The sequence below is a fragment of the Streptomyces sp. NPDC058284 genome, assembly GCF_042881135.1.
Lineage (GTDB): Bacteria > Actinomycetota > Actinomycetes > Streptomycetales > Streptomycetaceae > Streptomyces.
The window spans coordinates 54,672-76,676 of sequence record NZ_JBHVYE010000016.1 but is presented as its reverse complement, the minus strand read 5'-3'; the positions used below and the strand labels follow the sequence as shown (position 1 = coordinate 76,676).

19 protein-coding genes are annotated in these 22,005 nt (G+C 72.3%); 9 read left to right on the top strand and 10 right to left on the bottom strand.

The genetic code is table 11. The annotated features are described in order from the left end of the window. Window positions 1-11 precede the first annotated feature (11 nt). Window positions 12-578 (top strand): TetR/AcrR family transcriptional regulator, encoded by a 567-nt coding sequence (locus ACFVYR_RS22490; protein WP_384251420.1) that lies wholly within the window; start codon window positions 12-14, stop codon window positions 576-578. Window positions 579-661: 83 nt separating this feature from the next. Further along, on the top strand, window positions 662-2,356 hold the full coding sequence (locus ACFVYR_RS22485; protein ID WP_384251417.1) for a serine/threonine-protein kinase: 1,695 nt from the start codon (window positions 662-664) through the stop codon (window positions 2,354-2,356). 13 nt (window positions 2,357-2,369) lie between these two features. Here the strand turns inward: ACFVYR_RS22485 and ACFVYR_RS22480 are convergent, their stop codons facing one another. Then, on the bottom strand, window positions 2,370-3,191 hold the full coding sequence (locus ACFVYR_RS22480) for an SGNH/GDSL hydrolase family protein (RefSeq protein WP_384251414.1): 822 nt from the start codon (window positions 3,189-3,191) through the stop codon (window positions 2,370-2,372). Between the two features lie 259 nt (window positions 3,192-3,450). Here ACFVYR_RS22480 and ACFVYR_RS22475 point away from each other — a divergent pair, with 259 nt between their 5' ends. Continuing rightward, window positions 3,451-4,545, top strand: coding sequence for a DUF5925 domain-containing protein (locus ACFVYR_RS22475; RefSeq protein ID WP_384251411.1), 1,095 nt, complete (start codon window positions 3,451-3,453; stop codon window positions 4,543-4,545). A gap of 106 nt (window positions 4,546-4,651) precedes the next feature. On the opposite strand, the gene ACFVYR_RS22470 is transcribed toward ACFVYR_RS22475, so the two are convergent. Then, on the bottom strand, window positions 4,652-5,032 hold the full coding sequence (locus tag ACFVYR_RS22470) for a GntR family transcriptional regulator (protein WP_384251409.1): 381 nt from the start codon (window positions 5,030-5,032) through the stop codon (window positions 4,652-4,654). Window positions 5,033-5,145: 113 nt separating this feature from the next. Between ACFVYR_RS22470 and ACFVYR_RS22465 the strand changes: the two genes are divergently transcribed. From ACFVYR_RS22465 to ACFVYR_RS22455, 3 genes are read left to right on the top strand one after another with little or no spacing between them, the layout of a single operon-like run. Beyond that, window positions 5,146-6,090 (top strand): GNAT family N-acetyltransferase, encoded by a 945-nt coding sequence (locus ACFVYR_RS22465; RefSeq protein WP_384251406.1) that lies wholly within the window; start codon window positions 5,146-5,148, stop codon window positions 6,088-6,090. Next, a complete protein-coding gene (locus ACFVYR_RS22460) occupies window positions 6,071-6,616 on the top strand; it encodes a DUF402 domain-containing protein (protein WP_384251403.1) in 546 nt (181 codons plus the stop codon). Before ACFVYR_RS22465 ends, ACFVYR_RS22460 begins: the two co-directional genes overlap by 20 nt. 44 nt (window positions 6,617-6,660) lie before the next feature. After that, window positions 6,661-6,801, top strand: coding sequence for a hypothetical protein (locus ACFVYR_RS22455; protein ID WP_384251400.1), 141 nt, complete (start codon window positions 6,661-6,663; stop codon window positions 6,799-6,801). Between the two features lie 40 nt (window positions 6,802-6,841). Here the strand turns inward: ACFVYR_RS22455 and ACFVYR_RS22450 are convergent, their stop codons facing one another. Genes ACFVYR_RS22450 through ACFVYR_RS22435 form a run of 4 tightly spaced genes read right to left on the bottom strand, consistent with a single transcriptional unit; the run spans window position 6,842 to window position 10,332 of the window. After that, window positions 6,842-7,315 (bottom strand): GNAT family N-acetyltransferase, encoded by a 474-nt coding sequence (locus tag ACFVYR_RS22450; protein ID WP_384251397.1) that lies wholly within the window; start codon window positions 7,313-7,315, stop codon window positions 6,842-6,844. Beyond that, window positions 7,312-8,820 (bottom strand): tripartite tricarboxylate transporter permease, encoded by a 1,509-nt coding sequence (locus ACFVYR_RS22445; RefSeq protein ID WP_384251394.1) that lies wholly within the window; start codon window positions 8,818-8,820, stop codon window positions 7,312-7,314. Before ACFVYR_RS22445 ends, ACFVYR_RS22450 begins: the two co-directional genes overlap by 4 nt. A 1-nt stretch (window position 8,821) precedes the next feature. After that, window positions 8,822-9,352 (bottom strand): tripartite tricarboxylate transporter TctB family protein, encoded by a 531-nt coding sequence (locus ACFVYR_RS22440; RefSeq protein ID WP_384251391.1) that lies wholly within the window; start codon window positions 9,350-9,352, stop codon window positions 8,822-8,824. Then, entirely contained in the window at window positions 9,349-10,332 is a 984-nt protein-coding gene (locus ACFVYR_RS22435; RefSeq protein WP_384251712.1) for a Bug family tripartite tricarboxylate transporter substrate binding protein, read from the bottom strand. The genes ACFVYR_RS22440 and ACFVYR_RS22435 overlap by 4 nt, the downstream gene beginning before the upstream one ends. Window positions 10,333-10,463: 131 nt before the next feature. Here ACFVYR_RS22435 and ACFVYR_RS22430 point away from each other — a divergent pair, with 131 nt between their 5' ends. Further along, complete coding sequence (locus tag ACFVYR_RS22430; protein WP_384251389.1) at window positions 10,464-11,171, top strand: response regulator; 708 nt, start codon at window positions 10,464-10,466, stop codon at window positions 11,169-11,171. 157 nt (window positions 11,172-11,328) lie between these two features. Continuing rightward, window positions 11,329-12,333: a lytic polysaccharide monooxygenase gene (locus ACFVYR_RS22425; RefSeq protein ID WP_384251386.1), complete on the top strand. Its 1,005-nt coding sequence runs from the start codon at window positions 11,329-11,331 to the stop codon at window positions 12,331-12,333. Window positions 12,334-12,338: 5 nt separating this feature from the next. Here the strand turns inward: ACFVYR_RS22425 and ACFVYR_RS22420 are convergent, their stop codons facing one another. The 3 genes from ACFVYR_RS22420 to ACFVYR_RS22410 all read right to left on the bottom strand — a co-directional run bounded on the left by ACFVYR_RS22420 (window position 12,339) and on the right by ACFVYR_RS22410 (window position 17,948). Beyond that, a complete protein-coding gene (locus ACFVYR_RS22420) occupies window positions 12,339-13,205 on the bottom strand; it encodes an esterase/lipase family protein (protein WP_384251384.1) in 867 nt (288 codons plus the stop codon). A 301-nt stretch (window positions 13,206-13,506) separates the two neighbouring features. Next, a complete protein-coding gene (locus ACFVYR_RS22415) occupies window positions 13,507-14,502 on the bottom strand; it encodes a hypothetical protein (protein WP_384251381.1) in 996 nt (331 codons plus the stop codon). Continuing rightward, window positions 14,499-17,948, bottom strand: coding sequence for a DNA polymerase III subunit alpha (locus tag ACFVYR_RS22410; protein WP_384251378.1), 3,450 nt, complete (start codon window positions 17,946-17,948; stop codon window positions 14,499-14,501). The genes ACFVYR_RS22415 and ACFVYR_RS22410 overlap by 4 nt, the downstream gene beginning before the upstream one ends. Window positions 17,949-18,133: 185 nt before the next feature. Here ACFVYR_RS22410 and ACFVYR_RS22405 point away from each other — a divergent pair, with 185 nt between their 5' ends. Next, on the top strand, window positions 18,134-19,177 hold the full coding sequence (locus tag ACFVYR_RS22405; protein ID WP_384251375.1) for a DUF3533 domain-containing protein: 1,044 nt from the start codon (window positions 18,134-18,136) through the stop codon (window positions 19,175-19,177). An 18-nt stretch (window positions 19,178-19,195) separates the two neighbouring features. Here the strand turns inward: ACFVYR_RS22405 and adhE are convergent, their stop codons facing one another. Continuing rightward, complete coding sequence (gene adhE, locus ACFVYR_RS22400; RefSeq protein ID WP_384251372.1) at window positions 19,196-21,802, bottom strand: bifunctional acetaldehyde-CoA/alcohol dehydrogenase; 2,607 nt, start codon at window positions 21,800-21,802, stop codon at window positions 19,196-19,198. Window positions 21,803-22,005: the final 203 nt, after the last annotated feature.

The window sequence follows — 22,005 nt, the reverse complement described above, 5'->3', positions numbered from 1 at the left end:
AGGTTTCCTCCATGCCGATCGACGTCGACGAAGTCCAGCGCCGCAAGGAGATCGCGGAGGCCACGCTCGCCGTGGCCGCTCGCGACGGGGCGCGGGCGATCACCATTCGCGCCGTCGCGAAGGAGCTCGGCGGCTCCACGGCCATGGTCACGAACTACGTGCCCACCCGCACCGCCCTGATCACCAACGCCGTCCGCGCCGCCGAGTCGCGCTGGCGCTCCGAACTGGCGGCCCGCACGGGGGAGCTGACCGGCCCCGAACGCCTGCGCGCCGTGGTCGAGTGGAACCTCAGCACCGACGCGGACGACCTGCTGCTGCGGTCGCTCTGGCTGGAGATGCTGACGTCCGCGGGCACCGACCCGAACGGCGTCGACCTCACGGAGACGCGTGAGTCCCGCCAGGAGTTCGCCGAGGCCGCCGCCGCGGCCGGCGCGCCCGACGCCGCGCTCGCCGCCGACATCCTCTCCCTGCTGACCCGCGGCTACTTCGTCTCCAGCGTGGAGGATCCCGCGCACTGGACCGAGGAGCGCACCGCCCGCGTCGCCGGCGCCGTGGTCAGGGCCCTCACCCAGAACTGACGTGCGTCGCGGGCGGATTGGTGTGGAAGGGGCCGCAACAGCGCTCGCTTGAGCTACTTTTGGGGAGCATCGCACTGCTGCGAATGGGGGCACCCGTGAGTCGGCCAGAGCGCGTGATCGCCGGGCGCTACCGTCTCCTCGCCCCCTTGGGCGAAGGCGGCATGGGCACCGTGTGGCAGGCCCGCGACGAGGTGCTTGGGCGCGAGGTGGCCGTCAAGGAAGTGCGCGCCCCCGCCGGGCTCCCCGCCGTCGAGGTCGACCGGCTGTACGCCCGCCTCGAACGCGAGGCCTGGGCCGCCGCCCGCATCCCGCACCGGAACGTGGTCACGGTCTACGACGTGGCGAGCGAGGGCGGCCGTCCGTGGATCGTCATGGAGATGGTGCGCGGCCTCTCCCTGTCCGACGTGCTCGACGCCGAGGGAGCGCTGCCCCCGCGGCGGGCCGCCCACATCGGCGCGGAGGTCCTCGCCGCGCTGCGCGCCGCCCACGGCGCCGGGGTCCTGCACCGCGACGTCAAGCCGGGCAACGTCCTGATCGCCAACGACGGCCGCGTCGTCCTCACCGACTTCGGCATCGCCCTGGTCGAGGGCAGCTCGGCGCTGACGATGACCGGCGAGGTCATCGGTTCGCCCGAATTCCTCGCCCCGGAGCGGGCGTTGGGGCAGCGTCCCGGTCCCGCTTCCGACCTGTGGTCGCTCGGCGTCCTGCTGTACGCGGCGGTGGAGGGCAGCTCGCCGTTCCGCCAGGACACCCCGCTGAGCACGCTGCGCGCGGTCGTCGACGAGCCGCTGCCGCCCGCGCGCGGGGCAGGGCCGCTCGCCCCGGTGATCGAGGGGCTGCTGCGCAAGGACCCGGACGAACGGATGTCCGCCGCCGACGCCGAGCGCGACCTGCGGACCGTGGCCGCGGGCGGCACCCCGCACGCGCAGACCTCGCTCTCCCACCAGCCGACGGCCACCACCGAGCGGCAGCAGTACGGTCCGGCCCCGCCGGTGCCGCTCCCCCTCCCCCCGCCGCCGTCCACCACGACGACCACGGACACCACGGCGACCGGGCAGCAGGGCCGGTCCCGGCGCGCGGTGGCAGCCTTGGTTGCGGGGCTCGTCGTCCTGGCGCTCGCGATCGGCGGCATCGCGTACGCCCTGATCAACCGCGACAACGGCGACGGGGGCGGCGGGAGTTCGGCGGGCGCCGACGGCAGTGCCGGGACCGCCGACGGCCAGGGCGGCGACAGCGGCGCGTCGAACGGGGCGAACGGCTCAGGCGGAGGCTCCGGCGGAGGCGGGACGACCGGCTCGGCGGACGGGAACGGCGACGGTGGCGGCACTACGACCGGCGGTGGCGGCACGAACGGAGGCAGTGGCGGGAGCGGCGGCCACGGCGGCACCGCCTCGACGCCCGTCCAGAGCGTGAAGGTGTACGTCTCCGGCAGCCGCACGCAGTACGAGGGGGCGTGTCCGCCCACGGCCGGCCGGGCGCCGTCGTTCACCGCGACGTTCACGGTGGGGCGCGTCCCCGCCACCGTCGAGTACCGCTGGCTCACGAAGTCCGGCACGTCGGGCGATCCCGGCTGGAAGACGCTGTCGTTCACCTCGGGCGGCGGCAAGGTCCGGCAGGCCAGTCACGTCGAGACCGCGTACGACCCGGGCGGCGGGACGTACGAGAACGCGGTCGGCGTCCAGGTGCGTGCGCCGGTGTCGACGGCCTCGAACTCCGTCGCGTACAAGGTGACCTGCGTGCAGGAGACCCCGACGGGCGGGGCCTCCTACACGCCGTGACGGGCCTTGTGGGTCAGGCCGCCGCGGTGAACACGGGGAGGTAGCCACCGGACTGTCCGGCGGCGGTGGGGTGGTAGGACTCGCCGATGTTGAGCCAGTTCACGCTGTGCAGCCAGGAGTTCGACGAACAGATCTCGTGCCCGGTGAAGGCGGACGTGACGCTGCCGAACGTGAAGCCGTGGTCGGCGGCGCGCTTCTCGGTGGCCGCGTTGAGGTAGTCGGAGGCGGAGTTGATGGCGGTCCGCTCGCGCTCGGAGAGGCCCGCGAGGCAGCTGCCGCCCAGCTTGTAGAAGCGGGGGTAGCCGAGGACGACGACGTGGGCGGCGGGGGCCTTCGCCCGGATCGCGTCGTAGACCCTGTCGAGGTTGCCGGGAAGCGTGGAGTCGACGTACTTGCGGGCGGTGTCGATGCGTGCCAGGCAGGTGCTCTCGGACTGCAGCACACAGGTCGTCATGACGTCGGCGAACCCGGCGTCGTTGCCGCCGATGGAGATCGAGACGAGACCCGTGCCGCTGCCCAGGGGACCCAGCTGGCCCGAGAGAACATCACCCGTACGAGCGCCCGAGCAGGCGACGAAATTAAAGCTTGCGGGTGAATGGGCGGCGGCCCACAGGGCGGGGTAGGCGCGGGTGCTGCGCTTGCAGTCCCCGCTGGCGCCGTCGTAGTTGCCGGCCCCGACGCCCGAGGAGTAGGAGTCCCCGAGGGCCACATAACCGCCGGCAGCGGCCCGCGTGTCGGCCGACTGGTCCGCGTGGGCCGCTGCCGCGCCGGTGAGGGCGAAGGCGGCCGCAAGGAGGAGCGAGGACATGTATGCCGTGATTCCGGACAATTTCATGGAACCTCCCTTAGCAGGATTTCTGCCTCGACCGTGGTAGCACGCACCCCCGGCCGCCGATAGTGTTCATGACAATGAGTTCCTCAACAATTCCCTTGCCCGTTCCGGAAGTTCGCCAAGCCGACGGGGACGGCGGGAACCAACAGGGGGACAACGGGCAGCGACGGGGAACACCCGCACCCCCTCCCGGAACGGGACACAAGGGACGCACTGCGGAAACCTGATGCACAACGGCGTGTACGTGCCGGATCATGTCGGCATGTCTGCGAACCCACAGGACGCCCTGCCGATGCGGCTCAACGTCGACGACAGCGACTCCCCGGCGGATGTCGTGGACGCGCTCTTCCTCGGCCGTTTCGCGACGGGCGAGCAGCCCTTCTCGCACAGCGCCAACATCGACCGCGTCAAGTCCGGTTCCACCCTGGTGCCGCCCGGCGCGACGGTGCTGCGCGCGGCCCGCGACGACGACCGCAGCGCGACGCTCGCCGAGGGCGAGGGATGGACGGTACTCGTCTCCCGCTGGAACCGCGGCGCCGACGTCACGGTGACGGCGACCACCGCCGAGCTCGCCGAGAAGGTCCTGAAGCAGGCCACGGACGACGCGCAGGACGAGCCGGAGCCCCAGCCGGAGAACGTGACCATGGGCTTCTGGTACGTCTCCCCGCGGCGCGGCCCGCACCGCACCACCCGGCAGATCTCGGCCGGTACGTGGGAGGAGGTGCGGTCCAACTACACGGCGCCGGTCGCCGGCGCCATGGACTCGCTGATGAAGACCACGCCCGAGGACATCTCGGGACGGCTCCTGCTGCTGCACGGCCCGCCGGGCACGGGCAAGACGTCGGCGCTGCGGACGCTGGCCCGCTCCTGGCGCGACTGGTGCCAGGTGGACTGCGTCCTCGACCCGGAGCGGCTGTTCAGCGACGTCGGCTACCTCATGGACATCGCGATCGGCGAGGACGACGGCACGGCCAAGGGCCGCTGGCGGCTGCTGCTCCTGGAGGACTGCGACGAGCTGATCCGCGGCGAGGCGAAGCACACAGCGGGCCAGGCGCTCTCGCGCCTGCTGAACCTCACCGACGGCCTGCTCGGCCAGGGCAGGAACGTCCTGGTGGGCGTCACGACCAACGAGGACCTGGAGCGCCTGCACCCCGCGGTGGTCCGCCCCGGCCGCTGCCTGGCCCGCATCGAGGTCGGCGCGCTGACCCGCCGCGAGGCCGTGGAGTGGCTCGGCACGGAGGACGGCGTGAGCCGCGAGGGCGCGACCCTGGCGGAACTCTTCGCCCTGCGCCGTGGCACGACGCCGACGTCGGTCCCGGGCCAACGGGAGGGCGCGGACGCGGGGTTGTACCTGTAGGGGCGCGTTCAGGGAGAATCGTTCGGCACCGTCCCGGACCCGGGCACAGGCAAAGGCACAGGCAAAGGCACAGGCACAGGCACAGGCACAGGCACAGGCGGACGCCCTAGCCGACGTCCCCGTACGCCGCGCGCAACGCGTCCCGCACAGCCGCCGCCGCGTCCTCCTCCGAGAGTCCGAGCCGCCGCACCCGCTCCGCGTACGCCTGCGCCTCGGCCGACGCCGCCCGAGCCGCCGCGTCGCCCGCCGCGGCGACGAACGTGCCGTTGCGCCCCCGCGTCTCGACGACCCCGTCGGCCTCAAGGGCCCGATAGGCCTTGGCCACCGTGTTGGCCGCGAGCCCGAGCGATTCGGCGAGCCCCCGCACCGTGGGCAGCTTGTAGCCGACCGGCAGCGCCCCCGACCGCGCCTGCCCGGCGATCTCCGCCCGCACCTGCTCGTACGGCGCGACGCCCGCGCCCTCATCGATGTCGATCTTCAACGTCACGGGGCGATTGTCCCGCACGACCCGGCCCCGGCGGCACACCCGCGCTCCCCGGACCGCGCCCCCGCGGAAAATGGGAGGCACCTCGGCGCGCCCCGCGCGTACCGTGCCGGTCCATGACAGTGATCGTTCGAGCCCTCGCCCACAACGCCCCGGCGGCAGCCGCCGCCGCGGACGACGCGGGTTTCGCCGCCGTACGGCGGGCCTGTGTACCCGCCATGCTCGCCACCGCCGCCTCGGTCGCCTTCGACCGCGCGCACGCCCACCCGGACTCCGCCTACCGGCAGTTGGTCGCCGAGGTGGACGGCGAGATCATCGGCACGGCGCAGGTGGGGCTCGCCCACGACAGTCCCGAGCCGGGCCAGGGCTTCGCCAACATCTACGTCCGTCCGGAGCGGCTCGGCAGAGGCGCGGGGACGCTGCTCCTGCGCACCGCGGAGGAGCATCTGGCGGACGCCGGCGCGCACACCCTGTACTCGTGGGTGCTCGACAGCCCCGAGAACCTCGCCTTCGCCGCGAGCCGCGGCTATGCGGCGCGGCGCACCGCGCACTTCCTCCGCCTCGATCTGGCGCACGGCGCCCTGCCGCCCCGCCAGGAGCCGCCCGCCGGGGTCGAGCTGGTCAGCGGATCGGTGTTCGCGGACGACGCGCGGCCGCTGTTCGCGCTGGACGCGGAGACCGCGGCGGACGAACCGACGGATGTGGCAGCCGAGTTCACGGACTACGAGCACTGGCTCACCGAGACCTGGCGCCACCCGCTGGTCAGCCAGGAGCTCACCACCGTGGCTCTGGTGGACGGTGTCCCCGCGGCGTTCACGCTGGCCCGTACGGACGGCGCGGGACGGTACGCCTCCGGCATGACGGGCACCGCGCGCGACCGTCGCGGCCGCGGCCTGGCCAAGCTCGCCAAGAACGACTCCCTGCACCGGGCCCGCGCGGCAGGCTGCACGCAGGCCTTCACGGGCAACGACGCCGGGAACGAGCCGATGCTGGCGATCAACAAGTGGTTCGGCTACGAGATCTGTGACACGGAGGTACGTCATGTCCGCACCCTCGGCTGACGCGACCGGGTCGGCGATGACCGTGGAGATCGCCCTCGTGAAGGCGGGCCGGACCAAGATCCGCTACCCGGCACGGCTCCTCCACGACGACGGCGGCCACATCACCGTCCGGGCGCCCTGGGCCGCCCCGCACGTCCGCGACTTCGGCTTCGTGCGCTTCGAGCCGGGCGACGTCTTCACCGAGCACTACTGGCGCGACCGCTGGTACGCGGTCAAGGAGGTGTACGCCGCGGACGGCACCCTCAAGGGCTGGTACTGCGACGTGACTCGCCCCGCGGTCCGCGACGGCGCCGTCCTCACGGTCGAGGACCTCGACCTGGACCTCTGGTGCTCGGCGGACGGCTCCGACGTACTGCGCCTGGACGAGGACGAGTTCGCCGCGAGCGGCCTGTCCGGCACGGACCCGGCGGCGGCCGCGGCGGCGCTCCGGGCCCTTGACGATCTCGAGTCGATGGCCCGTAGCGGCGCACTCGTGACCGGGCCTCGATCAGAAAGCGGGCCGGAAGAGGTCTACCGGGCGCCGTGAATGGACATCGGTAAGGCAGGGCGTCGGAATGCCGGGAGGCCGCCATGCGTCGAGTGACCACGCACAAACCCGTGGGCAAGCCGGTCAGCCGCCGGGTGCGGGAGCGGCAGGAGGCGGAGACCCGGCCGCGCGAAAGGCCCGAGGTCCGCAAGGACATCCAGCGGACCTGGTGGCCGGACGGCTGAGCCGGGGATGAAGCGCGGCTGAGCCGTGGACGAGCCCTCGTCAGTGGTCCGCGAGCCGCTTGCGGTAGTGGATGCGGTCGTAGGGCCCGTCCACGCGCCGCTCGACGACCTCGTACCCGTAGCGGGGATAGATCTTCTGGTTCTCCCACATCAGCGCGTTGGTGTAGAGGCGGATCTCGGGAAGTCCCAGCGCACGCGCGTGCGCGTCCACGAAGGCGAGCAGACGACGGCCCACCCCCTGCCCGGCGGCATCGGGGTGGACCGCGATCGACTCCAGCAGGAGCGTCCCTTCGTACGGGCGCGGGACGAGCACCAGGAGACCCACCACGGGGTCCCCGGTGACGTACACGAACCCGGCCGCCACATCGGCCGCGTGGTCGGCCTCCATCGGGACGGGGACGAGCCCGATGCGTTCGATGTAGCGGTGGTACGCCGCGTCCGTGACCGCCCGCACGGCGGGCACGTCGGCGGCGGTGGCGGGGCGGATGTCCGCAGGGGCCTTCGGTGTGGTCATGCCCCTACGTCTACGTCACGCCGGCGCGCCCGCACCACCACCTTGCGCAACAAGGGCCATGCCACGATCAGGACGATGAGGCCATGGACCGTCACGGAGAACGGTGTGTCGACGAGGCCGGACACGCTGCCGTCGCTGATCTGCAGGGCGCGGCGCAGCTGTTGCTCGGCGTTCGGGCCGAGGATGACACCGATGACGGCGGGCAGGATCGGCAGTCCGTACCGTCGCATGCCGAAGCCGATCAGGCCGATGACGAGCAGGATGACCAGGTCGAGCGGCTCGCCACCGACCGCGTAGGCGCCCACGGCCGCGAAGAAGAGGATGCCCGCGTAGAGGTAGGGGCGCGGGATGCGCAGGAGCTTCGCCCAGAGCGGCGCCAGCGGCAGGTTCAGGGCGAGGAGCAGCACCATGCCGACGAAGAGCGAGGCGATGAGGCCCCAGACGAGGTCCGCCTCGCGTTCGAAGAGGAGGGGTCCGGGCTGGATGCCGTACTGCTGGAAGGCGGCGAGCATCACGGCGGCGACGGCGGTCGTGGGCAGGCCGAGCGTCAGCATGGAGACGAGGGTGCCTGCGGCCGAGGCGGACGAGGCCGACTCGGGGCCCGCGACGCCCTCGATGGCGCCCTTGCCCCACTCCTCCTTGTGCTTGGAAAGGCGCTTCTCGGTGACGTAGGAGAGGAAGGTCGGGATCTCCGCGCCGCCGGCCGGGATCGCGCCGAACGGGAAGCCGATGAGGGGGCCGCGCAGCCATGACTTCCAGGTGCGCCCGACGTCGTTCCTGTCGAGCCAGGGGCGGCCCACCGGGATCGCCTGTGTACTGGTGCGGCGCAGGTGGGCGGCGACCCACAGAGCCTCGCCGATCGCGAAGAGCCCCACCGCGACGATCACCACGTCGATGCCGTCGGCGAGTTGGAGCGAGCCGAAGGTCAGCCGCTGCTGGCCCGTCATCTGGTCCAGGCCGACGAGGCCGATGGTCAGGCCGATCAGGAGTGAGGCGAGTCCGCGGATACGGGACGAGCCGAGCACGGAGGTGACCGCGATGAAGGCGAGCACCATGATGGCGAAGTAGTCGGGCGCGCCGATGTCGACGGCGAGGTCGGCGACCGTCGGCGCGAGGACCACCAGGAGCGTCGTGCCGATCATGCCGCCCGCGAAGTGCCCGATGGCGGCGGCCGCGAGGGCCTGTGCGCCGCGCCCCGACCTGGCCATCGGGTGGCCCTCCATGGCGGCGACGACGGCCGCGCTCTCCCCCGGCGTGTTGAGCAGGATCGACGTCGTCGAGCCGCCGAACATCGCGCCGTAGTAGATGCCCGCGAACATGATGAAGGCGCCGGTCGGTTCGAGGCCGTACGTCACCGGGAGCAGCAGCGCCACCGCCATCGCGGGGCCGATGCCGGGCAGCACGCCGATCGCCGTGCCGAGCAGGACGCCGACCGCGGCCCACAGGAGGTTGACGGGGGTGAGGGCGGTGCCGAAGCCGTCCATCAGGGAGTTGAAGGCGTTCATGTCACAGCACTCCCATCAGGGGGCCGCCCGGCAGAGGCACGCCGAGCAGGTTGTTGAAGACTTCGTAGGTGACGACGGAGAGTGCGGCGGCGATGAGCGGGTCGCGGTCGAGGTGGCGGCTGCCGAGCGCGTGGGCGGCGCCCCAGAAGAGCAGCGCCCCGGCGACCGGGAAGCCGGCCGGTTCGATGAGGACGGCGGTCATGAGGAAGACGCCCGCGAGCAGCAGCACGGTGCGCCCGTCGGCGGGTTCGGACAGGTCGATGTCCTCGCCGCCCTCGGCCTCGCCGCGCCCGCCGCGCAGCACGTCGACGGCGAGCAGGACGGCGACGACGAGCAGTCCGGTGCCGACGACGACCGGCACGGTCTTCGGGCCGATCGGGCCGCGCTGGGTGATGTCGACGTCCATGGTGAGCGCGTCGGTGAGGACGAGCGCGCCGAGGGCGAGGAGCAGGACGCAGACGCCGAGTTCGGAGTGCTCGCGCAGCCAGGCCCTGCGGTGTCGCGGATCGCGGGGGAGGTCGGCGGTGGTCACAGTCCCAGCTCCTTCAGTACCGAGACGACGCGCTGGTCCTGGGCGTCCAGGAAGTCGCCGAACTTCTCTTTGGTGAGGAAGGCGTCGTCCCAGCCGTTCTTCGTCAGGGACTCGCGCCACTCCTTGGAGGCGTGCAGCTTCTCGACGAGCACGGTGAGCTTGTCGCGCTCGGCGTCGCTGAGGCCGGGCGGGGCGACGATGCCGCGCCAGTTGGTGAAGTCCACGTCGTAGCCGGACTCCTTGAGCGTCGGCCCGTCGAGGCCCTTCACCCGCTTCGGCCCGGTGACGGCGAGCAGCCGCAGTTCCCCCGACTTGATCTGGTCGAGGTACTCGCCGACTCCGGAGACCCCGAAGGCGACCTTGCTGCCGAGGATGGAGGCGAGCAGTTCGCCGCCGCCGTCGAACGGAACGTAGTTGACCTTCCGCGGCTCGATCCCGGCGGCGCGCGCCATCAGCATCGGGGCGAGGTGGTCGGGCCCGCCGGGCGACGAGCCGCCGCCCACGGGTACCTTGCCCGGGTTCCTCTTCCAGGCGTCGACGAGCTGGCCGATGGTTTCGTACGGGGAGTTTCTGGCGACCACGACGACGTCCTGCTCCTCGGTGAGCCGGGCGATGGGGGTGGTGTCGGCCAGGGTCTTCGGGGAGTGGTTGGAGCGGGCGGCGCCCACGACGCCGAGGCCCATGGACATGGCGAGCTTGCCGTTGCCGTGTTCGCCGACGAGCCGGGTCAGGCCGACGGTGCCGCCCGCGCCCGGCAGGTTGAAGACCTCGATGTTGTGGGTGAGTCCGGCGTCCTCGGCGTTCTTCGCCGCGGTGCGGGCGGTGATGTCGTAACCGCCACCGGGCGTGTTGGGGACCATGAGGCGCAGGCCGGGGATCTGGGTGCCGGTGTCCGCGCCGCTGCCCGGCGTGAGCAGCGGCGGCGCCACGAGGACGAGGAGAGCGGCCCCGAGCAGGGCGAGGGGTGTGCGCAGGCGCACGTGTGCCACCACCTGTCGGTCGGTAGTCGGGTGTGAGGTGGCCCACATGTTGCCCGCGCGTTGACAACCTGTCTCTCTTCCGGAATCAACGGACGTTGTGGTCGTTGTGGTCGCGCCCATAGCCTGCGGCGATGACAAGGGTGCTGGTCGTGGACGACGACTTCATGGTCGCCAAGCTGCACAGCCGCTACGTCGCGTCGGTGGAGGGCTTCACCGTGGCCGGCGTCGCCCACAGCGGCGCCGAGGCGGTCGACGCGGCGGCGCGCCTGCGCCCCGACCTCGTCCTCCTGGACGTGTACCTGCCCGACATGGACGGCATCGCCGTGCTGCGCGAGCTGCGGGCCGCCGAGGAGCGCGATCCCGGGCGCAGGCCGGTGGACGCCCTGTTCATCACGGCCGCGCGGGAGGCCGGGGTCGTCCGGGCCGCGCTGCGGGCGGGCGCCCTGCACTACCTGATCAAACCGTTCAACCAGGCGGCGCTGCATGCGCAGTTGAGACATGTGGCGGCGCTCAGGGCCCGGCTCGACGGCTTGCGGGAGGCCCGCCAGGAGGACGTCGACCAGCTCTTCGGCACGCGCCCGCCCGGCTCCCGCGGACTGCCGAAGGGCCTGGCCGCGCACACGGCGGAACTGGTGGAGCAGACGCTGCGCGGTCACCCGGGCGGTCTCTCGGCGTCGGAGTGCGCGCGGGCGGGCTCGTTGTCCCGGGTGAGCGCCCGCCGCTATCTGGAGTTCTTCGTGGCCACCGGGCGCGCGGAGGTGACGCTCCGGTACGGCGGGACGGGGCGGCCCGAGCGGCGGTACCGGTGGCTGGGCGAGGGCAATTCGGGCATGACCTGAGCGGAGTCCGAAGGCTTCCTTAACCGCACCATAAGGATCACCGTTCCCCGCTCCCAGCAGGGGATTTCGCGGTTTTCAGGGGCTAGCTTTCTGCTCGCCCCGCCTCGCCCCGGCGAGCAGAGAACCAGCCCCTGAACCGCTGCCTGAGGAGAACCCCATGACCACCCGCCGCAAGGCCGCCGCGATCGCCGCCGTCGGTGTCGCCCCGCTCGCCCTGACCGCCCTCTCGGTCGCGCCCGCCGCCGCGCACGGCTCGATGACGGACCCGGTCAGCCGGGTCTCCGCGTGTTTCCAGGAGGGTCCGGAGTCCCCGAGGTCGGCTGCCTGCAAGGCCGCTGTCGGGGCCAGTGGCGCGCAGGCGTTCTACGACTGGAACGCGGTGAACATCGCCAACGCCGCCGGCAAGTCGAAGCAGATCATCCCCGACGGCAAGCTGTGCAGCGCGGGCAACGACAAGTACAAGGGCCTCGATCTGCCGCGCGCCGACTGGCCGGCCGGCAAGCTCGCAGCGGGCCACCACACGTTCCGCTACAAGGGCACCGCCCCGCACAAGGGCTCCTTCGAGCTGTACGTCACGAAGGCCTCGTACGACCCGCGCAAGCCCCTGAAGTGGTCGGACCTGGAGAAGAAGCCCTTCGTCAAGGTCACCGACCCGAAGATGGAGAACGGCGACTACGTCTTCGACGGCCAGGTCCCCGCCCGCTCCGGCCGCCACCTGATCTACTCCATCTGGCAGCGCTCGGATTCCCCCGAGGCGTTCTACACCTGCTCCGACGTCGTGTTCGGCAAGGGCACCGGCGGCTCCGGCGCCGCTCCCGCCCCGGCCGCCTCCGCCCCCTCCGAGCAGGAGATCGCGGCGGGCGCCGACAAGTCCACCGTCGAGCACCACGGCCACGGGGACGCCGACGCCCACACGGGCGCCGGGGCCACCGGGGCGCCCGACGCCGCTCCCGCCGCGGACGAGGCGGCGGGCGACAACCGGCCCGAGGTGAACGGCGGCGCCGACAAGCCGGCCGTCGCGGCGGACGGCGACCTCGCCGAGACCGGCGGCGACAGCACCACCCCGTACATCGCGGTCGGTGGCGCCGCCGCCCTCGCCGTGGGCGCCGCGGCGATGTTCGCCACGACCCGCCGCCGCGCGGCCGGCCGGCACGGCCGCTGAATGATCTAGGAGAGGCAGGTGCTCGGCGTCGCGTGCTGCGGGTCGAGCGCGTTCGCCACCTCGTGGTGGGCGACGCGGTCCAGGATGCCGATCGCCACGTGCTCCGACAGAGCGACGGGGCACAGGTCCTGAAGGGTCACGTTGCGCACGTCGGGGCCGTCCAGGAACTGGGTGCGGTACGGGGTGACCACCTCGTCGTACCTGGTGGCGATGACGGTGTAGCGCACGCCGGGCACCGTGTCCCCGCCCTCGTTGAGCTTGGTCAGGAAGGGTGATCCGGCGACCTGGTCGGCGAGGGCCGGGGTGTTGGTGGTCAGCAGGTCCTCGACGCCGGGGAAGTACGGCAGCAGCTTGGTGAGGCCGAGCAGGGTGGTGCCGTGGTTGTCGGGGGCGAGGCCGATCAGGGCGTTCACCTTCTCGGCGCCGCCGAGGAACTTGAGGTAGTAGCGGGGCATCATGCCGCCCTGCGAGTGGCCGACCAGGTCCGCCTTCCTCGCGCCCGTCGCGGCGAGCACCTTGTCGACGAAGCCGTCGAGCTGCTCGGCCGACTTGTCGATGGGGCCGAGCCCGTTGAAGAGCGGTACGCCCCGCAGCTGGCCGTAGTCCAGGGAGTAGACGCAGTAGCCGCGGTTGACCAGGTAGGGCGCGAGGACGAGCCAGTTGTCGACGGAGTTCCCGAAGGTGCCGTGCACGAGGACGACCGGGCGGGGGTGCGCGGCGGACGGCTTGCAGTCGTAGTCGTTCCAGCCGCGCGAGACGGCCGCCGGCGCCGCGCTGTCGGCGGCCGCCGCGGCCGCGGGGGTGAGGGTGGCCGCGCCCGTGAGGAGCAGGGCGGCGGCGAGCGCGCGCAGCGCGCGTCTCCAGGGCAGCATCGTGTGATCTCCTTGCGGCTCGGGTGAGTTGCGAGGGGGTACGACCTGTGACCCGGATCGACAGGATGCCGTGCTCACGTCAAATTACGCGCCGGTAGATGAAGAGTGAAGCGGCGCGACAGCAAAAGTTTCCAGTGAACACTGGCACGGTCACCGGCCGCCGGGCTCCGGTCCGGGGCGCCCCCGAGAGTAGGTGGTGGCGCGACGAACGGCGTTGCCAGTGGCCCCTTCCGGAAGTGAAATCACTCGTTCGTGTCGCGGCCGGGTCCGGCGCGGGGCTGAGGCCAGGTCACGGTCCGCCTCACGCCGCCAGCGTCCCCGGCACGATCGCGCCGGGCCCGAACTTCTCCCGCGCCCGGTCGGCCACCTCCTCGATCCGGCGGGCCTTGTCGTCCGCCGGGTCGAACGTCAGCTGGTGGGTGGCGCGTTCGGCGGGGCAGATCCCCTCCGCGCGCAGGGACACCGCCCGCACCCGGGCGCGCTGCAGGCCGAGCGTCTCGTACATCCGGTAGGCGGCCGCGGTCAGCGCGGCGGAGTGGGCGGTCGGCTCGGGCAGGGTCCGGCTCCGGGTGATCGTCGCGTAGCCGGTGCGGTCCGCGTACCGCACGGTGAGGGTCAGCGTGCGGCACACCTGGGCCTCCCCGCGCATCCTGACGCCCAGTTCCTCGGCGCCACAGAGCAGGGCACGGCGGTGCCGGAAGGGGTCCAGCTCGTCACGGGGGAAGGACCGTTCGACGGCCGTCGAGCGCGCGGCGGCGTTCGGCACGACCCGGGTGCGGTCGACGCCCCGCGCCTTCTCGCGCAACTCGCGGCCCGCGCGGGCGCCGACGAGCCGCTGCAGGGTGGACAGGGGCGCGGCGCCGACCTTCTCCAGGGTGTCGAGGCCGTACTCGCAGAGGGTGCGGGCGGTGGCGCGGCCGATGCCGGGCAGCTCACCGACCGGCCGGCCCGTGAGGAACTCCCGTACGCCGTCCGCGCCTTCGGGCACCGCGCGGGTGACCCCCGGAGCGGCGCCCCGCGCGGCCATCCGCGCCAGCATCGGCCCGGGGCCCGCGCCGATCGCGCACTCCACCCCGTACAGCGCGAGCGCCCGCACCCGGATCAGCGCGGCAAGATCGACGGCGCCCCGCCGGAAGTACCGTCGCGCGCCGCGCACGTCGACGAGCGCGGCGTCCGGCGGCAGCGCCTCGACCTGCGGGGTGAACTCGCCGAGCAGCGCGATGAGCTGAGGCAGCGCGGCCTCGTACATGGGCGGCAGCAGGAAGCGTACGTAGAGGGTGGTGGTCCCGTCGTTCATCCCGCGCTCCCCTGACTCTGGTGCCACAACTTCCTGCCGACGCCCGCGGCGCCTTCACCCGCCGGGCGCAGATCGGCCCAGGGGTGCATCTCGTACCCGTTGGCCATCCGGATGCGGCGCCCGTCCGCCGGGCCCCGGCCCTCATCGGGTGCGGGCCCTGGCTCCGGATCCGCCAGGCGCGCGGCCACCGCGTCGAGGCCGCCCTCCTTCCGCACCTCCACCAGGTCCGCGAGGTTCCACGCCGCGGCGCCCACCACACTGAGGCTGCGCGGTCCGCGGCGCTGCACCACGCCGCGTACGAGCAGCAGCCAGGAGTGGAAGACGGTGTGCGCGCACCGCTCGTGGGCGTCGTCGAAGAAGGCCAGGTCGACCAGGCCCGTGCCGTCGTCGAGGGTAGTGAAGATGACGCGCTTGCCGGAGCGGATCGGCGGGGTCTGGGTGGCGGCCTTGGCGCCCGCGACCAGGACGGTCGCACCGTGTTCGGCCTCGCGCAGGCGCCGGGCGCTGTACACGCCGAGTTCGTCGAGGAAGCCGCGGTGGTCCGTCATGAGGTGGCGCGAGGAGTCCATGCCGAGGACGCCCAGTTCGGCGCTGAGCCGCTCGGCGTCGTCCAGGTCGGGCAGGCCGGCGGGCGCCGTCCTCCGCCCGCCGGCCAGCGGGAGCTGGGCCCCGGCCGCACCGCGTGCGCCGCGCCGCAGCTCGGCCAGGTGCAGTTGCAGATCGCGACGGTTGGCGCCGAACGCGTCAAGCGCGCCGACCTGTGCGAGCCGTTGCGCGACCGGCTTCGAGGGCCTGGCCCGCTCCCAGAAGTCGACGAGTGAGGCGTAGGGCTGCCCCTCCGCGATCCGCGCGGCCTCGGCCTCGCTGATGCCGTGGACGTCGCTGAGCGCGAGGCGCAGGCCCCACCGGTCCGGAGCCGACTCCGAACCGGACACCAGTTCGATACGGTGGGCGACCGCGGACCGGTTCACGTCCAGCGGAAGGATCGGCACCCCTCTTCGCCGCGCGTCCGCGAGCAGCAGCCGCTTCGGGTACATGCCGGGATCGTGCGTGAGCAACCCCGCGTAGAACGCCGCCGGGTGATGGGCCTTCAGCCAGGCCGACTGGTAGGTGGGCACGGCGAAGGCCACCGCGTGCGCCTTGCAGAAGCCGTACGAACCGAAGGCCTCGACGATCTCCCAGGTGCGGCCGATCGTCTCCGCGTCGTACCCCCTCGCCGCCGCGTGCTGCGCGAACCAGAGGCGGATCCGGCCCTGCGACTCGGGGTCGGAGAGCCCGCGCCGCACCCGGTCCGCCTCGTCGCGTCCGCAGCCGGTCATGATGTTCACGATCTCGATGACCTGCTCGTGGAAGACGACGACGCCGTACGTCTCCTTCAGCGGTCCGGTGAGGTCGGGGTGGGGGTAGCGGACGGGCGCGCGGCCGTGTCTGGCCTCGATGAAGGGCCGCACCATGTCGGCGGCGACAGGTCCTGGCCGGAACAGCGAGATGTCGACCACCAGGTCGTGGAAGGTCTCGGGCTGGAGGCGTCCGACCAGGTCCCGCTGGCCCGGCGACTCGATCTGGAAGCAGCCGAGCGTCTCGGTGGACTTGATGAGCCGGTACGTGGCCGGGTCCCCGGGCGGGACCTGGCGCGGGTCGTCGAGATCCACGGGGACACCGGTGGCCCGCTCGACCTCCGCCGCCGCGTGCGCCATCGCCGACTGCATCCGCACGCCGAGCACGTCCAGCTTGAGCAGGCCGAGGTCCTCGACGTCCTCCTTGTCGAACTGCGACATGGGCAGGCTCTCGCCGCTGGTCGGCACCACGGGGGTGCGGGCGAGCAGCGAGGCGTCGGAGAGCAGCACCCCGCACGGGTGCATGGCGACGCCGCGCGGCAGCGCGTCGAGCGCCTCGACCAGCTCCCACAGCCGGTCCCTGCCCCCCAGTTCCTCGGCGACCTTCCGCAGTTCGGGCAGTTCCTCCAGCGCGGCGCGGGCATCGCGCGCGCGGATGTGCGGGAAGGCCTTGGCGATCCTGTCGATCTCGGCCGGGTCCATGGAGAGGGCGGCGCCCACATCGCGTACGGCATGGCGTACGCGGTAGGTCTCGGGCATGGCGACCGTCGCGACCCGCTCGGTGCCGAAGCGGCCGATGATCGCGCGGTAGACCTCCAGGCGGCGGGCCGACTCGACGTCGATGTCGATGTCCGGCAGGACGTGCCGCCGCTTGGACAGGAACCGCTCCATGAGCAGCCCGTGCTCGACGGGGTCGGCGTGCGCGATGCCGATGAGGTGGTTGACCAGGGAACCCGCGCCGGAGCCGCGCGCCGCGACCCGGATGCCCAGGCCGCGCACGTCGTCGACGACCTGGGCGACGGTCAGGAAGTACGAGGCGTAGCCGTGGTGGTCGATGATGTCCAGCTCGTGGTGCATCCGCTCCCAGTACGCGCGGCGGGAGTCGAGGCCGAGCCTGACCATGCCCGCCGCCGCCCGCGAGGCGAGGACGCGCTGCGCGGTGCGGCGCCCGGCGCCGACCAGGCCCGGCTCGGGGAAGCGCACGGAGCCGATGCCGATGTCGTCCTCGGGGTCGACGAGGCACTCGGCGGCGGTCGCCCGGGTCCGGTCGAGCAGCCGGTGGGCGGTGTCGCGGCGGAACCCCGCCGCCTCGACGACGCGCTCGGCGACGCGCAGCATGTCGTCCGCGCCCTTCAGCCACCGTTCGCCGCTGTCGAGTTCCTTGGTCGGGTCGACGGGGACGAGGCGGCGGGCGGCGTCGAGGACGTCGGCGACGGGCCCCTGGCCCGGGTCGGCGTAGCGCACGGCGTTGCTCAGGACGGGGAGTACGCCCTGCTCCGCGGCGAAGCCGACGGTGCGCGCGGCCAGGCGCAGCGAGCCGGGCCCGGTGCCCTCGCGGCCGTGCCAGACGGACTCAAGGCGCAGCGCGTCGCCGTACCGCTCGCGCCAGGGGGCGAGGAGGCGGGCGGCGCGGTCGGGGCGTCCGGCGGCCAGCGCGCGGCCCACGTCGGAGGCGGGGCCGAGCAGCACGGTCAGGCCCTCGCCGTGGTTCTCCCCCCACGGCAGGACGGGCGGTCCTTCGCCGGAGCGGTGCGCGGCGGTGATCAGCCGGCAGAGCGCGGCCCATCCGGTGGCGCCGTCCCTGGCGAGGTAGGTCACGCGCGGGGCCGACTCGTCGATGAAGGCGCCGCCACGCACGGGGGCCCGCCGTCGCTCGCCCGTGTCCGGGGCGGAGGTGCCCACGGCGAGCCCGGCCCCGAACAACGGCCGCACGCCCGCCCTGGCGCAGGCCTTGGCGAAGCGGACGGCGCCCGCGAGGGTGTCCCGGTCGGTGAGGGCGAGGGCGTCCATGCCCCGTTCGGCGGCGCGCTCGGCGAGCCGCTCCGGGTGCGAGGCGCCGTAGCGCGGGGAGAACCCGGAGACGGTGTGCAGATGCGTGAACCCCGGCACACGCACCTCCTGAAACCCTGAACCGATCCGATCTCACATCCCCGTCTCTCCACCATAGACCAGTTTCGAACTTACGTACGACACGTATGTTCGATTAACGAGCGAGGCCGTCCCGCACCGCCTCCATATCGCCCGTTCGGCCCATCCCACCTGCGAGAACGACCGCGGCCCCCGAGCGTTGAGGCATGAGCTTCGCCGACGAATTCAAGAGCGCCGTCACCCCGCGAGCAGCCCTGCTCGTCATCGGCGTACTCGCCCTGCAGCTGCTGTTCATCGCCTCCTACGTGGGGGCGCTGCACCATCCGAAACCCAAGGATGTCTCCTTCGGAGTCGTCGCCCCGGGGCCCGCGGCCGACCGGACCGCGGACCGGCTGAAGAAGCTCTCCGGCAAGCCCCTCGACCCCCGCGTCCTCAAGGACGAGGCCACGGCCCGCCGCCAGATCATGGACCGCGACATCGACGGTGCCCTGATCGTCGACCCGCAGAGCACGAAGGACACCCTCCTGGTCGCGTCCGGCGGCGGCACCGCGCTCTCCAGGACCCTCACCGAGATCGTCACCAAGGCCGACGCGGCCCAGAAGCGCACGGTGACGGCCGACGACGTGGCCCCCGCATCGGGCCAGGACTTCAACGGCCTCTCGTCCTTCTACCTGGTCGTCGGCTGGTGCGTCGGCGGCTATCTGTGCGCGTCGATCCTCGCGATCAGCGCGGGCTCCCGGGCCGCCAACCTCTCGCGCGCGGTCATCAGGCTCGGCACCATGGCGCTCTACTCGGTCGTCGGCGGACTCGGCGGCGCGGTCATCATCGGACCGATCCTCGGCGCCCTGCCCGGCAGCGTCCTCGGGCTGTGGGGCCTCGGCGCCCTGGTGATCTTCGGGGTCGGCGCGATCACGCTCGCCCTGCAGGCGCTCACCGGGATCGTGGGCATCGGACTCGCCGTCCTGCTCATCGTCATCGGGGGCAACCCGAGCGCGGGCGGCGCCTTCCCGCTGCCGATGCTGCCGCCCTTCTGGCAGGCGATCGGCCCCTGGCTGCCGCCGGGGGCCGGGACCTGGGTGGCCCGCTCCATCGCGTACTTCGAGGGGAACTCGGTCACCCGGGAACTTCTCGTCCTCTCCGCCTGGGCGGTCGTCGGCGTCGTCGTCACCCTCGTCCTGTCCGCCCGCCGGAAGCTCCCCAGCAGCTCGATCGACCTCAGCGGCACGCGCTACGGCAGCGGCATCGGGTGACCTGGGCGCCCACCGCGGTCAGGCACCTCCCCCGCTGCCGTAGTACGCCAGCCGCATGAGCTCCCGCATCTCGTCGATCATCGGCATACGGGGGTTGGCGGGCGCGCACTGATCCGCGTACGCGTTCATCGCCTGCTGCGGCAGGGCCTCGATGAAGGCGGCCTCGTCGACGCCCGCCTCCTGGAAGGACGCGGGGATGCCGCACCTGGCCCGCAGCTCCTCGACCGCACGGGCGTAGGACTCGACCCCCTCCGCCGGGGACGCCGCCGGCAGCCCCAGCATCCGGGCGATCTCCTGGAACCGCTCCGGTGCCCGGTAGACCTCCGCCTTCGGCCACGGCGTCGCCTTGCCGGACAGCGTGCCGTTGTGCCGGATGACGTGCGGCAGGAGCAGCGCGTTGGTGCGGCCGTGGGGGATGTGGAAGGTGTTGCCGAGGGTGTGGGCCATGGCGTGCACCAGGCCGAGGAAGGCGTTGGCGAAGGCCATGCCCGCGACCGTCGAGGCGTTGTGCATCTTCTCGCGCGCCTCGGGGTCCGCGGCCCCGTTCACGACGCACCGTTCCAGGTTCTCGAAGATGAGCCTGACCGCCTGGAGGCAGAGCCCGTCGGTGTAGTCGTTCGCGTACACCGAGACGTACGCCTCGGTGGCGTGGGTCAGCGCGTCGAAGCCGGAGTCGGCGGTGACGTCCGGCGGGAGCCTCATCGGCAGGACCGGGTCGACGATCGCGACGTCCGGGGTGAGCGCGTAGTCGGCGAGGGGGTACTTCTGGGCGGCCGCCGGGTCGGAGATGACCGCGAAGGGGGTGACCTCGCTGCCCGTGCCCGAGGTGGTCGGGACGGCCACCATCCGCGCCTTCGCGCCGAGGCCGGGGAACCTGAAGGGGCGCTTGCGGATGTCGAAGAACTTCTCCTTGGTGTCCGCGAACTCGATCTCCGGGTGCTCGTACATCAGCCACATGATCTTCGCCGCGTCCATCGGCGAGCCGCCGCCGAGCCCGATGATCGTGTCGGGGCGGAAGTCCCGCATCAGCGCGGCGCCGGCCCGTACCGTCGCGAGCTCCGGGTTGGGTTCGACGTCGTCGATGACCTGGACGGTGACGGCCTCGGGGCGGGCCGCGAGGATGTCGTTCACGCGGGCGACGAAGCCGAGCTCCGACATCGTCCGGTCCGTCACGATCGAGACGCGCCTGATGCCCTCCATCTCCCCGAGGTACCGCAGGGAGTTGCGCTCGAAGTAGATCTTCTGCGGGACCTTGAACCACTGCATGTTGTTGTTGCGCCGTCCGATCCGCTTGATGTTGAGCAGGTTGACCGCGGAGACGTTGTCGGACACGGAGTTGTGTCCGTAGCTGCCGCAGCCGAGGGTGAGCGAGGGCAGGAAGGAGTTGTAGACGTCACCGATGCCGCCGAAGGTGGCGGGCGCGTTGACGATGACGCGGACCGCCTTGACGCGCTTGCCGAACTCCTCGGCGAGTTCCTCGTCCTCGGTGTGGATGGCGGCGCTGTGCCCGAGCCCGTGGAACTCGACCATCCGAGCCGACAGTTCGAGGCCGTGCTCGGTGGTGTCGGCCTTCAGGGCGGCCAGGACCGGGGAGAGCTTCTCGCGGGTGAGCGGCTCGCCCTCGCCGACCTCCGCGCACTCGGCGATGATGACGGAGGTGCCCTCGGGCACGGCGAACCCGGCCTGTTCGGCTATCCACCGCGGGGACCTGCCGACGACGTCCGCGTTGAGCTTCGCACCCGAGCAGTTCTCGGCGTAGGCCGTCGTACCGAAGAGGAACTCCTCCAGCTTGGTCTTCTCGGCCGCCGTGACGACGTACGCGCCGAGCCGCTCGAACTCCGCGAGCCCCTCGGCGTAGATCTCCGCGTCGAGGATGACGGCCTGCTCCGAGGCGCAGATCATGCCGTGGTCGAAGGCCTTGGAGAGCACGATGTCGTGAACGGCCCGCCGCAGCCTGCCGCTTCGGGTGACGTACGCGGGTACGTTGCCCGCGCCGACGCCGAGCGCGGGCTTGCCGCAGGAGTAGGCGGCCCTGACCATCGCGTTGCCGCCGGTGGCGAGGATCGTGGAGACGCCCTCGTGGTGCATCAGCAGCCCGGTGGCCTCCATCGAGGGCTCCTCGACCCACTGCACGCAGTCCTCGGGGGCGCCCGCCTCGACCGCGGCGTCCCGCACGACGCGGGCGGCCTCGGCGGAGCAGCGCTGGGCGCTCGGGTGGAAGGCGAAGATGATCGGGTTGCGGGTCTTCAGGGCGATGAGCGCCTTGAAGACGGTCGTCGAAGTCGGGTTGGTCACCGGGGTCATCGCGCAGACGACGCCGACCGGTTCGGCGATCTCGGTGACGCCGTTCAGCTCGTCGCGGGAGACGACGCCCGCGGTCTTCAGGCCGCGCATCGAATTGACGACGTGCTCGCAGGCGAAGAGGTTCTTGACCGCCTTGTCCTCGAAGAGGCCCCGGCCGGTCTCCTCGACCGCCTGCCGCGCCAGTTCCCCGTGCCGGCTCAGCGCGGCGAGAGAAGCCTTCTTGACGATGTGATCGACCTGTTCCTGGTCGTACGTCCCGAACCGGCCGAGCGCGGTGAGCGCCCTCTCGACCAGTCCGTCCACCATCTCCTTGGCCTGCATGGCGGTTACTCCTTCTCCGAGTCCGTGGAGCCTCTTCTCCACGCATCCGATTCCACACCCGCGGACATCCGCCCCCGCCCCGAAAAGGTCCTGGGCCGCCGGGCACAAGGTCCCTGCGGAGCATCGCCTGCGACCGCCCGGACCCGTCGTGAACTGCGGGAACACAGGAGGACTTTGGCCCCTTGCTCTCTTGTGAAAACTTT

Bases quoted from the DNA above. Each gene is read 5' to 3' on its own strand.
- ACFVYR_RS22490 (WP_384251420.1), top strand. From the start codon at position 12: ATGCCGATCGACGTCGACGAAGTCCAGCGCCGCAAGGAGATCGCGGAG.
- ACFVYR_RS22485 (WP_384251417.1), top strand. From the start codon at position 662: ATGGGGGCACCCGTGAGTCGGCCAGAGCGCGTGATCGCCGGGCGCTAC.
- ACFVYR_RS22480 (WP_384251414.1), bottom strand. From the start codon at position 3,191: ATGAAATTGTCCGGAATCACGGCATACATGTCCTCGCTCCTCCTTGCG.
- ACFVYR_RS22475 (WP_384251411.1), top strand. From the start codon at position 3,451: ATGTCTGCGAACCCACAGGACGCCCTGCCGATGCGGCTCAACGTCGAC.
- ACFVYR_RS22465 (WP_384251406.1), top strand. From the start codon at position 5,146: ATGACAGTGATCGTTCGAGCCCTCGCCCACAACGCCCCGGCGGCAGCC.
- ACFVYR_RS22460 (WP_384251403.1), top strand. From the start codon at position 6,071: ATGTCCGCACCCTCGGCTGACGCGACCGGGTCGGCGATGACCGTGGAG.
- ACFVYR_RS22455 (WP_384251400.1), top strand. From the start codon at position 6,661: ATGCGTCGAGTGACCACGCACAAACCCGTGGGCAAGCCGGTCAGCCGC.
- ACFVYR_RS22450 (WP_384251397.1), bottom strand. From the start codon at position 7,315: ATGACCACACCGAAGGCCCCTGCGGACATCCGCCCCGCCACCGCCGCC.
- ACFVYR_RS22445 (WP_384251394.1), bottom strand. From the start codon at position 8,820: ATGAACGCCTTCAACTCCCTGATGGACGGCTTCGGCACCGCCCTCACC.
- ACFVYR_RS22430 (WP_384251389.1), top strand. From the start codon at position 10,464: ATGACAAGGGTGCTGGTCGTGGACGACGACTTCATGGTCGCCAAGCTG.
- ACFVYR_RS22425 (WP_384251386.1), top strand. From the start codon at position 11,329: ATGACCACCCGCCGCAAGGCCGCCGCGATCGCCGCCGTCGGTGTCGCC.
- ACFVYR_RS22420 (WP_384251384.1), bottom strand. From the start codon at position 13,205: ATGCTGCCCTGGAGACGCGCGCTGCGCGCGCTCGCCGCCGCCCTGCTC.
- ACFVYR_RS22415 (WP_384251381.1), bottom strand. From the start codon at position 14,502: ATGAACGACGGGACCACCACCCTCTACGTACGCTTCCTGCTGCCGCCC.
- ACFVYR_RS22405 (WP_384251375.1), top strand. From the start codon at position 18,134: ATGAGCTTCGCCGACGAATTCAAGAGCGCCGTCACCCCGCGAGCAGCC.
- adhE (WP_384251372.1), bottom strand. From the start codon at position 21,802: ATGCAGGCCAAGGAGATGGTGGACGGACTGGTCGAGAGGGCGCTCACC.